Below are 14895 nucleotides of genomic sequence, written 5' to 3'. Positions count from 1 at the left end.
CTTGCTAAAGCTTGGCAATCAAATTCTTAAGAAAAACTTAAAATCAACTAAAAGTTTTTGACTTTCAAATTTAACCCAAGTTAGCTTTCATAACTATATAGTTATGATTTTAAAAGACATAGCTAATTTTTCAAAACTTAATATAGGACTTATATTTGATTTATGAAAAAAATCAGTACACCCAGATCAGCCGTCTTTCCTACTTCCTACTCCCCATTCCCTACTCCCTGCTTACACAACTAGATTCAGGAATCAAACCATATTCCTATAGGCACTTACGCACCAAGATTGTCTGTAAAGATTGGGTGTAAGGGTGTAAGGGTTTTAGATACATGCACCCCGATGGTTCAGAAGCACAGGTGATCAAGGACGAGAAAGCGCGGCGTAGAATGATTGTGGGAGATTGAAAGGGGCAAAATGATGTTTCAACCTTTAGTAGAGCCAGTAACTTTTGAAGAATTCCTAGAATGGAAACCAGATAATGGTCGATATGAATTACATAAAGGAGTAATAGTTGAAATGCAGCCAACTGGCGACCATGAGTTAGTTAGGGCATTTTTAATTAGAGAACTTAACTTTGAAATTCGTTCTCAGAATTTGGCTTATACAATTCCTAGTCAAGCATTAGTGAAAGCTGTAGATAAAAAATCTGGTTACATCCCTGATGTTTTAGTATTGAATCTGCCTAATTTAGTGAATGAACCACTTTGGCAGAAATCATCTACTGTTTCACAAGCAGAATCAATTCCACTAATAGTGGAAGTAGTTAGTACTAACTGGCGTGATGACTATTTCCTGAAATTTGCTGAATATGAAGAAATAGGAATTGCCGAATATTGGATTGTTGACTATGCAGCTTTAGGTGGAAAGCGGTTTATTGGCAGTCCTAAACAGCCAACAATATCAGTTTACACACTAATTGAAGGTGAGTATCAAATTACTCAGTTTCGAGGGAGTGACCGAATTCAATCACTTTCTTTTCCAGAGTTAAGTTTGACTGCTGAACAAATTTTTCAGGTTGTTTTGTGAGCAATCTAATCAAAATTGCTGCTAGTAAACTTATTAGATAAATTTGCTCTTGTAACAGAGTGAAAACTTCTATCAATGGCTGCATTTTGTTGGGTGTCGTTTCCTCAACCCAACCTTTTATTTTAGCGGCTGTTGACAGGTAGGGCGATCGCACTGCTCCTATTTTAGCCTTGCTACATTACTAAACGTTCATATAGCCGCCATCAACCACTAAATCTGCCGCAGTTATATAAGATGACTCATCACTAGCCAGAAACACTACCGCCGCCGCAATTTCTTCGGGTTTACCAAAGCGTTCTAAAGGTACGGTTTGCTTAATATAATTGCCAAAATTTTCCAGGGCTTCTGGCGATAAACCCATTTTGGTTTGAAAATCAGTAGGTATTAAACCAGGGCTAATGGCATTCACCCTAATTTGGCGCGATCCTAATTCTGCCGCTAAATTGCGAGCCAAGGAGCGCACAGCCGCTTTTGTCGCACAATAGACACTGCCCATTGCCATACCCTTTTCATTGACTGATGAAGCATTTAAGATGACACTAGCGCCGGGATTCAGTAAGCCAGACAGCTTTTGTACAGTGAAAAACACACCTTTAACGTTGATATCAAATTGATTGTCATACAAGGTTTCGTCCATTGCTTCTAAAGCGGCAAAAAATCCGACACCGGCGTTGGCGAATAAAATATCAAGACTGCCAAATTCTAATTTAACTCGTGCTGCTAAATTATCAAGTTGAGAAAGCGATCGCACATCTGCTAATACTGGAATTACCTGAGAATTGAGTGCTTGGGCTGCGGTGTGTAAACGTTGTTCATCTTGCCCAGTAATAATTACTCGCGCACCTTCCGCAATAAACTGTTTTGCCGTCTCAAAACCAATACCCGATGTACCTCCGGTAATCACAGCAGTTTTGTTATGCAAGCGTGCCATTTATAATGCCTCCTGGTGGATAGGAATTAAAAATCAAAGGTTTAGGAAGGGTGAAGGGGTATGGGGGTGTGGGGAGTATGGGGGTGTGGGGAGTGTGGGGAGTGTGGGGAGTGTGGGGGGAAAGATTTCTTCACCATCCTCCCACACCCTTATACCCTCACACCCATTCTTTGTGCCTAAGTCTTGTGGAAAAACAATTGCTTGACCTTAACATTAATGTCAAGGTTTAACGTGAGATCAGTTGTCAATAAATTCACTCTCATGGTTTACCCACAGCATTTCACCAAATTCACAAAAGAACACGCCGATATCTTAGCAGCCTTGGTTTGTGGGCTGTTGTTGTTTCTCGGATGGTTCGCCTTACATCTGGGTTGGCTGGGATGGGCAATGCTGTTGTTACCTGCTGCTTATATCATTGGTGGTTATGAAAGCGCCCGTGAGGGAATAACGACATTAATTAAAGAAAAAGAGCTAGATGTAGATTTGCTGATGATTGTGGCGGCTGTTGGTGCGGCTGGTTTGGGTTTATGGCGCAGAGAATATCACCTGATTCTTGATGGCGCGGTGTTAATTCTGATTTTTGCGATTAGTGGCGCGTTGGAAGGTTACGCAATGGGGCGCACTGAACGGAGTATTCGCAGTTTGATGAGTTTGACACCAGATACAGCCAGGGTTTTGCATCAGGGACAAGAACAGATGCTACCCATTAGCCAATTAAAGGTGGGAGATGAAATTATTGTCAAACCCGGAGAGTTAATTCCCACCGATGGGATCATTTTGTCTGGTTACAGCACGATTAATCAAGCGGCGATTACTGGGGAATCTTTACCTGTAGAAAAGACAGTCGGTGAAGAAGTGTTTGCGGGGACACTTAATGGTTATGGGGCGCTGAAATTACAAGTTCACAAACCTGCTGCGAGTAATTTGATTCAACGAGTGATTAAGTTAGTCGCAGAAGCCCAAGAAACAGCGCCACCTTCCCAAGAGTTTATCGAAAAATTTGAACGGGGATATGCCAAGGTAATTGTGATTTCCGGCATATTGCTGGCAATATTACCGCCGTTTATTTGGGCTTGGGATTGGGAAACGACGATTTATCGGGCTTTGACTTTTTTAGTGGTGGCTTCTCCTTGTGCGTTGATGGCGGCAATTATGCCAGCATTATTATCAGGTATTGCCAATGGCGCGAAACAAGGGATTTTATTCAAAAATGGCGCACAGTTAGAGAATATGGGTAAAGTCCGGGCGATCGCTTTTGATAAAACTGGTACTTTAACTACAGGACAAGTGCAAGTATCTCAGGTAATGCCCAGTGAGGAATATACACAAGCAGACGTGTTAAAAGTAGCAGCCGCCTTAGAAGCATCTTCCGAACATCCGATAGCCAAAGCCATTGTCCAAGCAGCAAGTGATTTAAATTGGCAACGGGGTACTGATGTGCAAGCGATACCAGGACAAGGTATTGTGGGAATACTCAACCACCAAAAAATTACCGTGGGCAATGCTGCTTTTATTCAGCAATATGTGACACAGCTACCCAATAAATTACAAGATTTGGCGCATAGTTGGGAATCTGAGGGCAGAACTGTGGTTTGGGTTGCCCAAAATGCGGAAGTTATCGGCGCGATCGCCATTGCAGATATGATTAGACCAGAAGCTGCCGCTACCATTCGCCGCCTGCGTCAGTTGGGAGTGGAAGAAATTGTCATGATGACAGGCGATAACCAGCGTACAGCCCAAAGTGTCGCTCAAACCATAGGCATCACTCAGGTTTACGCCCAACTCCTACCAGAAGATAAACTCAATCTCATCCGCAACTTGCAGAAACAATATCAAACTGTAGCAATGGTGGGAGATGGAATCAACGATGCGCCTGCTTTAGCCCAAGCATCTGTAGGCATAGCAATGGGTGGCGCGGGTAGTGATGTCGCCTTAGAAACGGCAGATATTGTTTTAATCGCAGACAGACTCGAAAAAATGGTTGTCGCAATGGAACTCGGCAGGCGATCGCAATTTATTATTAAACAAAACATTACTTTTGCACTCACATCTATTATTTTGTTAATGCTGGCTAACTTTGTGGGGAATATTAACCTCCCCATCGGTGTCATTGGCCATGAAGGTTCAACAGTGTTAGTTACTCTGAACGGCTTGCGCTTGCTGAGGAGATTCTAAGAGGATGTTTGAAAAAGCGTAGATTAATTTGAGGAACAAAACCCAACAAAGTCTTGAGAATGTTGGGTTTCGCTACTGTTCTGCTCAACTTTTTACTTTTACCTTGTTGTACTAGCCTCTAGCCTCTCTTTCATTGAAAGCTGTATCAATTATTCCTAATCACACCTTGCTTAATCAAGAATGTTTTAATAGCTGCATAAATTCGTCTTTTTTGCGCTTTACTAAAACCGCCATGTTCTGCACCTTTCACAGTAAATAATTGATTGACAGTTCCAGCTTGACGCAATGCTTGGTGTAGTCTCACTGCATGACTATAAGGCACAAAATTATCTTTTTCACCATGTATGGTTAGAATTGGGGGAAGATTTGGACGCACAAAATTAATTGGAGAAACACTTTTCGCAATTTCTATTTCTCGCGGAGAATTACGATTACCAAACCATTGCACAGCAAAATATTTTTGATTACGTCCAATTAACAAATCATTCACATCAGTAATTCCCGACCAATTAACTATGGCAGCAACTTTTGTTGGTTTGCTTTCGGGGCAGTTTTGATTAAATTTTTTCACATCAGGCATCATTCCCGTAGTTAATGATAGATGTCCACCTGCGGAAAAGCCAGTCAACACAATTTTCTTGGTATCAAAGTTATATTTTGAGGCGTTATTAACTACCCAATTTAAAGCACATAGAGCATCTTCCACTGCGGCTGGTGCTAATGCTACCTTTGCTAATCTATATTCAATATTAACTACAGAAAATCCCCAATCAAAATAAGGTTTAAAAAATAACTCATCTTCTTTTTCACCTTTAATCCAACCTCCGCCATGAATTACCATTAATGTCGGACTTAAGCCAGATTTTTTGTTTTTGTAAACATCAAGAGTTAATTTAGTTTCATTTACTTGTTCATAAACAATGTTGCGTTCTAAATTATAAACTTGGCGTTGATTTACCTGTGCAAGCTGATTAGCAAAGACTTGCCCACTATTCAAAATTATAATAGCGAGAGTAACAATAGCCGCAAGGAGATAAAACTGACGATGTGATTTATTTTTAAGTATCATAAAACTAATTAAATAGAGGTGATATGTTTCAGGAATAATTAACCGCAGATGGACGCGGATGGACGCAGATAAATTTTTACATCAGCAGACTATAAAGAGCTATAGCATTCCTAAATAATTTAAAAACCTCTATCTCCCTTGTCTACCTTGTCTACCTTTTCTCCCTGAAGTCTCTTATTCATATCAATTATTTTTTCAGATGAGTCGCAGGTTTTAACTTTGGTTTTAAGACACCTTCATCTATCATTCTTTTTTTGAGAATTTCAATCATAATTTTAGCGCCATGCTCAGTTGGATGTAAGCCATCGTTATACCGAACTCTTGCTTTTCTCCCTGTACTATCTGCCGCTATAGGCGAAAATTTACCGTTGACAGCAAAGGTATTCCAATAATCAACAAATTCGATTTTAGGGTGAACGGCTGAGACTTTTTGATAAATTCGATTAAAAATAGGAAAGAATTTATTATATCTAGCCACATTCGATATTGGATGACCTATCCAGTAAACTTTTTTGACGGGATATTCATCGAGTAATTTTGCATATCTTTCGACACGTTCTTCATAAGCTTTTTCCCACTCTGGAGTTAATTCTGCATACAACTTTTTGTTAGCATCTAAAATATTCTGGTCATCATTACCACCAAAAATCACTACCATTATATCAGGGTTATTTTGTTGAATCAGTTCGCGTGTGCGGGAATACCAATCATAAAAATCGATGCGATTTAAGCCTGTGGAGATTTTATAAAAAACTTTAATACTTTCCAAGCCATAATCGGATTTTTTGACATCATTCTCAAATGCAACTCCCAAAAAACTCATAATCGAATCACCCAGCAATAAGAAACGTTTTGCTGGTTCTGCTTGCTTGATAGGTGGACTAGTAACTGATGGGGTTGGAATAGTAGTTTCAGGCTTTTTTGGAATCTGAGGTTCAGGTTTTATAGGAACTTCTGTAGCTTGTGCTGTGGCTTGAGATTTACCATCAATTTCTTTGATACTATCCCAAAAATCAGATTCAACTTTACTAAGTCCTTCTAGTTCAACTTGTTGGGCTATTTGTTTAACTTCGCTGGGTGCGATGGGGCTAGAACCTAAACTTTTCAGAAAGATAGGTTCATTCACCATCACTAGACTGTAAGTAACTAAACCACAAAGAGCTAAAAACTTTAAGTCTTGCATCATATTAATAATTATCAGAAATATTTCAATAACTTAGAAACCAAAATAAACAAATGGCGGTACGGTATTTGGCCCTAATCTAAATACGATATATAGCAAGGTAGATGTCAGTATGGCTTGAATGATGAAATTCCGCTTGGCTAAGAGGTTTTGTAAATAAACACTAATTTTATCTCCATAAAAATTCATCATAAATATGATGGCGAACGTGATATATAACTGCCAAAGATTAAATTGCGATCGCAACTCCAAATTTGAGGAGAAATTCACCATCTGCTGTAAAAATTTCAGTGCAGTCTCCCAGTTAGATGTATTGAAAAATATCCAACATAAACTTACATAACTAAAAGTCAAAGCACAGGCAAATATCGGCTTAAATATATATACAGTTTGTCGAAAATAAAATCGGCACCAATTCAACCAAACTTGTGTTTGACTCCTCCGTGAAAAAACAATAATATGGCTGCTAGTTAAAGACTGATCAGATTGCTTTTTGGGATGAAAGTTTTTCATCAAATCTTTCACAAGGTGAGTAAAAACCAAACCAATTCCATGCAAAAATCCCCAAATCAAGAAATTCACACCTGCACCATGCCAAAAACCACCAATTACCATCGTCATTAGTAAATTAAAATGTTTCCTCAAATTCCCCTTACGGCTTCCTCCCAAGGAAATATATAAATAATCTCGCAACCATTCTGAAAGACTAATGTGCCATCTACGCCAAAACTCCTGCAAACTTTGAGCGCAGTAAGGCATATTAAAATTAAGCACTGGCGGAAATCCTAACAAACTAGAAATAGCATTGGCTAAATCAGAATAACCACTAAAATCAACATATATATAGCAAGAATAAGCTAGTGCCGCTAAAATTAAATCGAAACTTGAGTATTGTTCTGGTAGTTGAAACGGTACTTTGATAAAGTTAAATAAAAAACTCGATAAAGTGTATTTCTTAAACAGACCAGAAATTATCAAAATAATAACTCTTTCTATCTGATAATTATATTTTTTCTCACTGTTTAACTGTTGATAAAATTCTGTTGCTCTAGCTATTGGCCCTGAAGCAATTTGTGGAAAGTAAGTAATATAAACTGCATAATCTAAAAACTTGGGACAAGCAAGTTGATTTTTATAGCAGTCAATTAAATGAGAAATAACTCGGAATGTGTAGAAGGAAATTCCAACTGGGATTAAAACTTGTAAAATTGGAATCTCACTGGAAATTTTGAATGTATTTAATACTTCTTGTAAGGAATCAATGAAAAAATTATAATATTTAAAGAAGCCTAGATATACCAAGTTAATAACTATACCAAAGACAAGAAAAAAGCGTCTATTTTTACCTGTACTTATACCTTCAAGTATTAAATAATTAGTTATAACATTGGCACTTAACAATTCTAGAAAATGCCAGCCAAAAAAAGCATAAAAAATTACATTAACAATTAACAGAAAATATTTGTAAGCCAGAACGTGAGATTTTAAAAAACCGGCACAAGCAAATGTACCTATAAAGAATAGGAAAAAATCGTATGTAGGGAATAACACTGATAGTTTTAGGATGCAGATGTGTGTGAATAAGTAAGTATATTGTGGTTGAGATTAGTAAATTTTGTCTTCGGTGTATTCACTCGTTCCAAAGTCAATGCTTAAATAAATAAACGATACTTGTGAGTGAATATACTAAAACCAATGTTGAGCAGAATTAATCGCCAAACACACAAAGTTTCTCTGAGTTTAATCCTACTGTTTCTGGGGATGCACATTGGTATTACTCAACAAGCAGTTACAGCCCAAACTCCAGCTTCCCCTACATCTACAACAAAATCAGTCTGTCCTGCCCAATTAGGCGCACTGATAGATACTACTATTAATCGTCCTTTGTTTAGTCGCGCCCGTTGGGGAATTTTAGTGAAAAATTTAGTTTCTACCCAAACTCTTTATAACCGTGATGGGGAGAAATATTTTATTCCTGCTTCTAATACTAAGTTGTTAACTACAGCCACAGCACTAAAACAATTAGGCGCAGATTTTCGCATTCGTACTTCTGTTTATCAAGATGCTGATGGTAGTTTGCGTGTTGTTGGTAGGGGAGATCCGAGTTTAAAAAATGCTCAATTAACAGAATTAGCCAAGCAATTACGCCAACAGGGAATTACTCAAGTTACTAATTTAATTGCTGATGATAGTTACTTTCAAGGAGATGTTGTAAATCCGAGTTGGCAATGGGAAGATGTGCAAGCTGATTATGGCGCACCAGTTAATAGTTTAATTTTAAATGAAAATGCTGCCGTGTTAACTTTGTTGCCACAAACAGTAGGCAACCCATTACAAATTAAATGGGCTGATCCTACAGAAGCATATCAATGGCGAGTCGAAAATAATTCTGTAACTGTGCAGAAAGATGAACCAGGGTTAGTAGAAATTAAGCGTGATTTAAAAGGGGCGGTGCTGTATTTACAAGGACAATTACCTGTGAATGCTGCACCAGAAGTTACTGCGATCGCAGTTTTTGATCCTACACAAAATTTCTTACGTAAATTTCGCCAAAGTTTAGCAGCAACCGGAATTTCTGTGCAGCAAACATCTATTGTTAATGGTGGTAATAATGAACGCGAAGTTGCTGCAATTGAATCTCCACCTTTGTCTGATTTATTAACTGAAACTAATGTTAATAGTAATAATTTATTTGCCGAGGCTTTATTAAGAACTTTAGCGCATAAACAACAATTAACCAAAAATCAAAATACTGCTGATGTTGGTTTGAAAGTTATGCAAGAAACCTTAACTCAATTTGGAGTTAAACCCAACAGTTATAGCGTATTTGATGGTTCTGGTTTATCGCGGAAAAATTTAATTAGTCCAGAAGCTTTGGTACAATTGTTAGAAGCGATCGCAGCATCCCCAGAAGCCAAAGTTTTTCGTGCGACTTTACCTGTAGCTGGAGTGAGTGGTAGTTTAAAAAATCGCTTTCGCAACACATCAGCCGAGGGAATTGTACAAGCTAAAACAGGTACTTTAAGAGGAGTAGTTGCTCTCTCAGGATATATAGATTCACCACAGTATGAACCATTAGTTTTTAGCATTATTGTGAATCAATCTGATCAACCAGCTAGTACAATTCGCCAAGCTGTTGATGAGATTGTTGTTCTATTAACACAGCTACGTCGTAATTGTTAGTTCTAATTAACTAGGACTTACGCAGAGGCTATGTAACTCAGGAATGAGAGTTTGAGAGGTTTTTTGCGTAAGTCCTGTATTCATATCTTCAATGCTTGCTTTGGCTTGTGACACTCCTGGGTACAGACTCAAGGTTTTAAGCAGCAAGAGAGATTTTCTTTTTTTCACGAGCATCGACTACTAAGACTAAGCATAAAGCTGCGATCGCTTTTTGCCATTCTTTTCTGACTACTGGATTTTCTACACCATCAAATAACCCTATCAGGCGAGGAACTGAAGCTTCTAAAGCTGGACGTGGTACAGGGCGATGTAATTCAACTAAGTGAGTTAAACTTTCTTGATTGTTCACAAAACCAATTACCCACGCAGTTGCATGATCTGGACTGTCGGGAACACGTTTAACACCCAACTCGTTTTTTAACCAATTGTAAAAAGGTGGTAATTCTTGGGCTAAAACTGCTCCGGCTGTAGGTAATGTTTCTTTGAGCAATTTAATATCTAAACTCGCTAATTCTTGTTGCAATTCTGGCAAAATCAGTACTTCACTCAGTGATTTTGACAGGATAGATTCTAGTTGTGCTTGGGAAAGGTTTAGGTGTTGGGTGAATGTTGTAAGTAGCAAACTCATGCTTTAATCCTCTAGAAATTACTAGTTCACTTTTGCTACCTTTTAGCAACAAAATTATGCTCAAAATATAGACAAACTTTAGGAAGAATTTTAGTATCTCTAGGAAGATGGCATTGTAGTTAAAGTTATAAATTCGGTTGTAATTATTCATGAAAAAATATCCCCTACTTTTTTAATAAGTCGGGGATAGAAATCTGGTAATTATTTTGTTCGTATTGTAATAATTTCCAGGTAGATAAGGTTGTGATTAATTTGACGGTAGAGCTTTTTTACCTGGTAAAGATTCAGGGTTATCTAAAGGTGGTTGCTGAATTACGGGTGTTTTTGCTGGAGTAATTTTGAGGATGTTTTCGGGAGCAGAAATGCTATTTGTTGATAAAAATTCTATTTCTCGTTCAAATTTGTCCCTTCCCTCACGGAAAAATGCTGCCTCTCGCGGATGGTAAATGCCGTTAGCTACAGTTTCAGGAGTTTGTTGAGCATTAACTGGAGTGATTAATGACAATACGCCTGTAGTGACGACTGTAGCTATGAGAAGGCGGGAGGATGTGGAAGATTTTATCTTTTTCATAGTATGCCAATCAGAGCTAGACAAGATAGCATATACTGAGCATCGACGTTTGAACGCCAATGATTTGTTGTGCAACCAGTTGACTTTACCACCCTGACTTCTGCTTGTAGCGAACTACGCGCTTACTGGCTGCCATCGCGTTTAGAACAAGTTTATCAGCGCGATCGCTACACTATTTCTATCGCATTACGCACCCTGAAACAACGGGGTTGGCTGGAAATTTCTTGGCATCCGCAAGCTGCACGGATTTGTATTGGTGATCCGCCGCCGCGATCGCCTGATACTTTTACATTTAGCCAGCAACTAGTACATCAATTGGGCGGCTTGGCTTTAATTGCCATTGAAGCGATCGCACCTTGGGAGAGGGCGATTGATTTACAATTTGCCCGTCGTCCAGGAGAATCTGCCCTATATCACTTGTATGTGGAAATTATGGGCAAATACAGTAATGCGATTTTGACTGATGCCAATAATTTCATCATTACGGCTGCCCATCAAGTTAGTGAACAGCAATCGAGTGTCCGACCAATTCAAACTGGACAGCTTTACGAATTTCCCCCCAAACTCACAGGCCCGGTTCCCAGTTTGAGCGAATCTCAAGCACGTTGGCAAGAAAGGGTGAGTTTAGTTCCCGGTGCAATTAAGCGTCAACTGATCAAAAGTTATAGCGGTTTAAGTGCATCACTGGTAGATTCTCTGCTGTTAGCTGCGAGTATTGCACCAGACACAACTACTGATCAACTAAGTTCTGACGATTGGCAAAAACTCTTTGAATGTTGGCAAGAATGGCTACAAGCTTTAAATGTTGGTAAATTCCAACCAGCTTGGACAGCAACTGGTTACACCGTGATGGGTTGGGGTGCGGTTGCGCTAGTCAAAGATACTCAAAGCTTGCTGAATAAGTATTATACTGACCAACTCAATCAACAGGTATTTGCTCAATTGCGCCATCAACTGAGTCAGAAATTACAAAATATTCTGACGAAGTTAAAAATCAAAGCCCTAGCCTTTACAACTCGGTTACAGCAATCCGATCAAGCTGATGATTATCGCCAAAAAGCAGATTTGTTGATGGCTAACTTGCAAAATTGGCAAGCGGGAATGCAAGAAATCACTCTACCTGATTTTGAGACAGGGGAACCAGTAGCGATCGCACTTCAGCCTGATAAAAACGGTGTGCAGAATGCTCAAAATTTTTACAAGCAGCACCAAAAACTCAAACGCGCTCGTTTGGCAGTGGAACCGTTATTGTTAGATGTACAATCAGAGATTGATTATTTAGAGCAAGTAGAAGCTGCGATCGCGCAAATTGAAAACTACGAAACAGCCGAAGATTTGCAAGCTTTAGAAGAAATCCGTGATGAGTTAATTGGACAAAAATATTTAGAAGATCCACAATACCGCGATCGCAACACTAACGAAACTGCTATCACTAACTTCCGTCGTTATCGCACTCCTAACGGTTGGGAAATCTTAATTGGTCGCAATAATCGCCAAAATGACCAATTAACTTTTCGGGTGGCCGGAGATTATGACTTGTGGTTCCACGCCCAAGAAATTCCGGGAAGCCATATTCTCATGCGTTTAGAAGCGGGTACTGTTCCCGATACAGATGATTTGCAATATGCAGCCAACCTCGCCGCCTACTACAGCCGCGCTCGTCAAAGCGACCAAGTACCAGTAGTCTACACCCAGCCCAAGTACGTCTACAAACCAAAAGGAGCCAAACCGGGAATTGCCATTTATAAACAAGAGCGCATTCTCTGGGGAAAACCACAGTTAGTCAATAGTCATTGAAGGAGGCAGAAGGCAGAAGGCAGGAGTTATCAATTGTTATTCTTCTCCCTTGTCTCCCTTGTCCACCGTGTCTCCCTTGTCCACCGTGTCTCCCTTGTCCCCCTTGCCCCCCTAAATCCCTCTACCTTCCGCGTTAGTTGAAATATTCTCAAAGATGGAAGCCCATCCGAACGGGCTTTATCTTTTTTTAGTGAATTTTTAAGAAAAAACTGTGTTGGCTGTTACAATATTGTTAAGAAAAGTTGCCCGTTGCATTTTGGGAACGCGCAATCGGGTTTTAACTCTATTGAGAAGACAACGCGAAAAATATTTCATTGACCAGCTGTGGGAGGCTGGTCTTTTTATTTCAAGCACCTTATAATACCAAGTGCCTTAAAATTGAGCATTCACATTTGAGCATTTTTTGAGCATTATGGTAAATAGCAGCACAACACCGACTGGTAAGACTAAGAAGGGTCAAATAGTAGTACGTGAGGATAGCGGTAGCATCAAGGCTTGCTTTCCTCGTAACTATTTCGCGGATGGTAAACAAGTCAAAAAAGGTACTGGTATTTCTAATGTTGAGGGATGGGAAGCTAAGGCAGATAAATTACAACGTCGGCTACAGTTAGAGCTTGAGAAGGGAAAGCTTGACGACGGCAACGGTAACTTTAATGAGGTACGTTATCAGGCAATTTTAAAGGAATACGGATTACAGGCAAGGCTTAGGTTAGTGGATGGAGGGATCAAAACTAGTGATGAATTACCACCTAAGCCAGAGTTATCACTACTTGAAGTCTGGGATAGGTATTTAGAATACATAAAACTAGGAATGAAAGAAAGTCATTTCGTTAATATGTATTGCCATCAATACTCAAGTTTTATTAAATCAGCAATTGAAGCTACTAAGTCAGAGGATGCAATCAAGATTAGAAATTGGTTAGTTGAGAATAGAAGCTTAAATAGAGTTAAAATTTTACTTTCTAATTTATCTAAAGCCTATCAATTGGCAATAAAAAACAAATCTGTAAGTTTTAATCCCTACGATGGATTAGCAGATGATATTAAGGTTTTAGGTGCAAAGGGAAAAAAACAGACAGAGGTTAACACAGAAACCGATGATGATGTACTAGATAAATCGAAAGCTTATACTTGGCATGACGTACAAACAATTTTAGAAGCTTTCAAAAATCACCCTAAAAAATTTCACTGGCATGATTTTACTAAATTTAAATTTCTTACAGGATGTAGAACGGGTGAAGCAATTGCTTTTTTATGGTGTGATATTAATTGGGAGAAAGAATGTGTATACATTCGTAGAACATACGATAGAGTAACTAAAAAGTTTTATCATACAAAAACATCCAAAGGGGATAAAGAATTAATTAGAATTTTCCCTATGCCTAAAGATGGGGAACTATGGAACCTAATAAAATCAATTCCTCAAGGGGAAGCAAATGAAACTGTATTTAAAACCAAAACCAAAAAAATCATACGTGGAAATATTTTTACTTCAGAACATTGGAAGCCAGTTATAGATAAATTGATAGAGCAAGGTAAACTAACTAAGTATTTATCACCCTATAACACACGACATACATTCATCACACACCAAATATTCGATTTAGGCAGGGATGAAAAAATAGTAAGTGCTTGGTGTGGTCATGGTGAAGCAGTCAGCCAAAAACACTATCAAGATATAACTGACAGAGCAATTCTAATTAACCCAGAATTACCAGCTAGTCCACAAACACAGCAATTATCGAAAATAGAGCAACTTGAAGAACAGTTACGACAGCAACAGGAATTAATTGACAAGCTGTTAGCTGAGAAAGGCAAGTAAACACAACTAAACCAACAATAAAAACCATTTTTACGAGTGGTATCAGTGGTTAACAACTTTTCCAGGGTTAAGTAACCACTGATTAAAACTCTAATCGATTGGTTTCAATCGATTCAATTTATATTTACGTTTCTACATAAATGCCGAATCCTAGAGGAACACCTGAAAATTTAGAACCAGGACAAAGAAAAGGTGAGGAACCCTTAACAGAGCAAATCAGCTTTCGTGCAAGTAAAGACATGAAAGATGCAGTGAAAGCACAACCCGACCCAGCACAATTTTGTAGGGATGCGGTACAAGAAAAATTAGATAAACAGAAACAATCGGATTGATACCCTTCTGAGAAAGTGTCATTTGAGATCAGATTTAAACTGACATCTCACCAGAGGATGGTCTTTTTATTTCCAAATGCTGACTACCAAATATATCTTTTGGCACTAGTGAAATAACTGAGAAAAATATCATGATGCTATCTGACAGATAACTGAAAAATGTTGACTTGATGAC

12 protein-coding genes are annotated in these 14895 nt (G+C 38.7%); 6 read left to right on the top strand and 6 right to left on the bottom strand.

From position 1 onward, the window contains the following. The first annotated feature begins 420 nt into the window (after positions 1–420). Positions 421–1029, top strand: a complete 609-nt coding sequence (locus tag H6G28_RS11045; protein WP_190592506.1) for a Uma2 family endonuclease — start codon at positions 421–423, stop codon at positions 1027–1029. A gap of 181 nt (positions 1030–1210) precedes the next feature. Here H6G28_RS11045 and H6G28_RS11040 read toward each other — a convergent pair whose 3' ends face one another. Next, positions 1211–1960 (bottom strand): SDR family oxidoreductase, encoded by a 750-nt coding sequence (locus H6G28_RS11040; protein ID WP_190670706.1) that lies wholly within the window; start codon positions 1958–1960, stop codon positions 1211–1213. 261 nt (positions 1961–2221) lie between these two features. On the opposite strand from H6G28_RS11040, the gene H6G28_RS11035 reads away from it, so the two are divergent. After that, on the top strand, positions 2222–4135 hold the full coding sequence (locus H6G28_RS11035; RefSeq protein ID WP_190670704.1) for a heavy metal translocating P-type ATPase: 1914 nt from the start codon (positions 2222–2224) through the stop codon (positions 4133–4135). 145 nt (positions 4136–4280) lie between these two features. Here the strand turns inward: H6G28_RS11035 and H6G28_RS11030 are convergent, their stop codons facing one another. The 3 genes from H6G28_RS11030 to H6G28_RS11020 all read right to left on the bottom strand — a co-directional run bounded on the left by H6G28_RS11030 (position 4281) and on the right by H6G28_RS11020 (position 7938). Next, complete coding sequence (locus tag H6G28_RS11030; protein WP_199332825.1) at positions 4281–5204, bottom strand: alpha/beta hydrolase; 924 nt, start codon at positions 5202–5204, stop codon at positions 4281–4283. A gap of 187 nt (positions 5205–5391) precedes the next feature. Continuing rightward, entirely contained in the window at positions 5392–6390 is a 999-nt protein-coding gene (locus tag H6G28_RS11025) for a DUF459 domain-containing protein (RefSeq protein ID WP_190670702.1), read from the bottom strand. Between the two features lie 30 nt (positions 6391–6420). Beyond that, positions 6421–7938 (bottom strand): MBOAT family O-acyltransferase, encoded by a 1518-nt coding sequence (locus tag H6G28_RS11020; RefSeq protein WP_190670701.1) that lies wholly within the window; start codon positions 7936–7938, stop codon positions 6421–6423. Positions 7939–8082: 144 nt separating this feature from the next. Here H6G28_RS11020 and dacB point away from each other — a divergent pair, with 144 nt between their 5' ends. Continuing rightward, positions 8083–9570 (top strand): D-alanyl-D-alanine carboxypeptidase/D-alanyl-D-alanine endopeptidase, encoded by a 1488-nt coding sequence (dacB, locus tag H6G28_RS11015; protein WP_190670699.1) that lies wholly within the window; start codon positions 8083–8085, stop codon positions 9568–9570. Between the two features lie 136 nt (positions 9571–9706). Here the strand turns inward: dacB and H6G28_RS11010 are convergent, their stop codons facing one another. Together H6G28_RS11010 and H6G28_RS11005 are read right to left on the bottom strand one after the other, a co-directional pair. Beyond that, entirely contained in the window at positions 9707–10198 is a 492-nt protein-coding gene (locus H6G28_RS11010) for a hypothetical protein (protein WP_190670697.1), read from the bottom strand. Positions 10199–10445: 247 nt separating this feature from the next. Next, positions 10446–10769, bottom strand: coding sequence for a hypothetical protein (locus H6G28_RS11005; protein ID WP_190670695.1), 324 nt, complete (start codon positions 10767–10769; stop codon positions 10446–10448). A gap of 69 nt (positions 10770–10838) precedes the next feature. Between H6G28_RS11005 and H6G28_RS11000 the strand changes: the two genes are divergently transcribed. The 3 genes from H6G28_RS11000 (at position 10839) to H6G28_RS10990 (ending at position 14720) form a co-directional block, all read left to right on the top strand. Then, positions 10839–12566 (top strand): Rqc2 family fibronectin-binding protein, encoded by a 1728-nt coding sequence (locus tag H6G28_RS11000; RefSeq protein WP_190670693.1) that lies wholly within the window; start codon positions 10839–10841, stop codon positions 12564–12566. A gap of 412 nt (positions 12567–12978) precedes the next feature. Beyond that, positions 12979–14388 (top strand): site-specific integrase, encoded by a 1410-nt coding sequence (locus tag H6G28_RS10995; RefSeq protein WP_190592470.1) that lies wholly within the window; start codon positions 12979–12981, stop codon positions 14386–14388. A gap of 140 nt (positions 14389–14528) precedes the next feature. Then, the gene (locus H6G28_RS10990) at positions 14529–14720 is read left to right on the top strand and encodes a hypothetical protein (protein WP_190670692.1); all 192 of its coding nucleotides are present in this window, start codon (positions 14529–14531) and stop codon (positions 14718–14720) included. Positions 14721–14895: the final 175 nt, after the last annotated feature.

The sequence above is a fragment of the Nostoc sp. FACHB-190 genome, assembly GCF_014696905.1.
Lineage (GTDB): Bacteria > Cyanobacteriota > Cyanobacteriia > Cyanobacteriales > Nostocaceae > Nostoc_B.
This window is presented reverse-complemented; position numbering and strand designations above follow the sequence as displayed.

Coding starts and splice junctions, on each gene's coding strand:
- H6G28_RS10990 (WP_190670692.1), top strand. CDS start 14,529: ATGCCGAATCCTAGAGGAACACCTGAAAATTTAGAACCAGGACAAAGA.
- H6G28_RS11040 (WP_190670706.1), bottom strand. CDS start 1,960: ATGGCACGCTTGCATAACAAAACTGCTGTGATTACCGGAGGTACATCG.
- H6G28_RS11010 (WP_190670697.1), bottom strand. CDS start 10,198: ATGAGTTTGCTACTTACAACATTCACCCAACACCTAAACCTTTCCCAA.
- H6G28_RS11005 (WP_190670695.1), bottom strand. CDS start 10,769: ATGAAAAAGATAAAATCTTCCACATCCTCCCGCCTTCTCATAGCTACA.
- H6G28_RS11025 (WP_190670702.1), bottom strand. CDS start 6,390: ATGATGCAAGACTTAAAGTTTTTAGCTCTTTGTGGTTTAGTTACTTAC.
- H6G28_RS11035 (WP_190670704.1), top strand. CDS start 2,222: ATGGTTTACCCACAGCATTTCACCAAATTCACAAAAGAACACGCCGAT.
- H6G28_RS11045 (WP_190592506.1), top strand. CDS start 421: ATGTTTCAACCTTTAGTAGAGCCAGTAACTTTTGAAGAATTCCTAGAA.
- H6G28_RS10995 (WP_190592470.1), top strand. CDS start 12,979: ATGGTAAATAGCAGCACAACACCGACTGGTAAGACTAAGAAGGGTCAA.
- dacB (WP_190670699.1), top strand. CDS start 8,083: ATGTTGAGCAGAATTAATCGCCAAACACACAAAGTTTCTCTGAGTTTA.
- H6G28_RS11030 (WP_199332825.1), bottom strand. CDS start 5,204: ATGATACTTAAAAATAAATCACATCGTCAGTTTTATCTCCTTGCGGCT.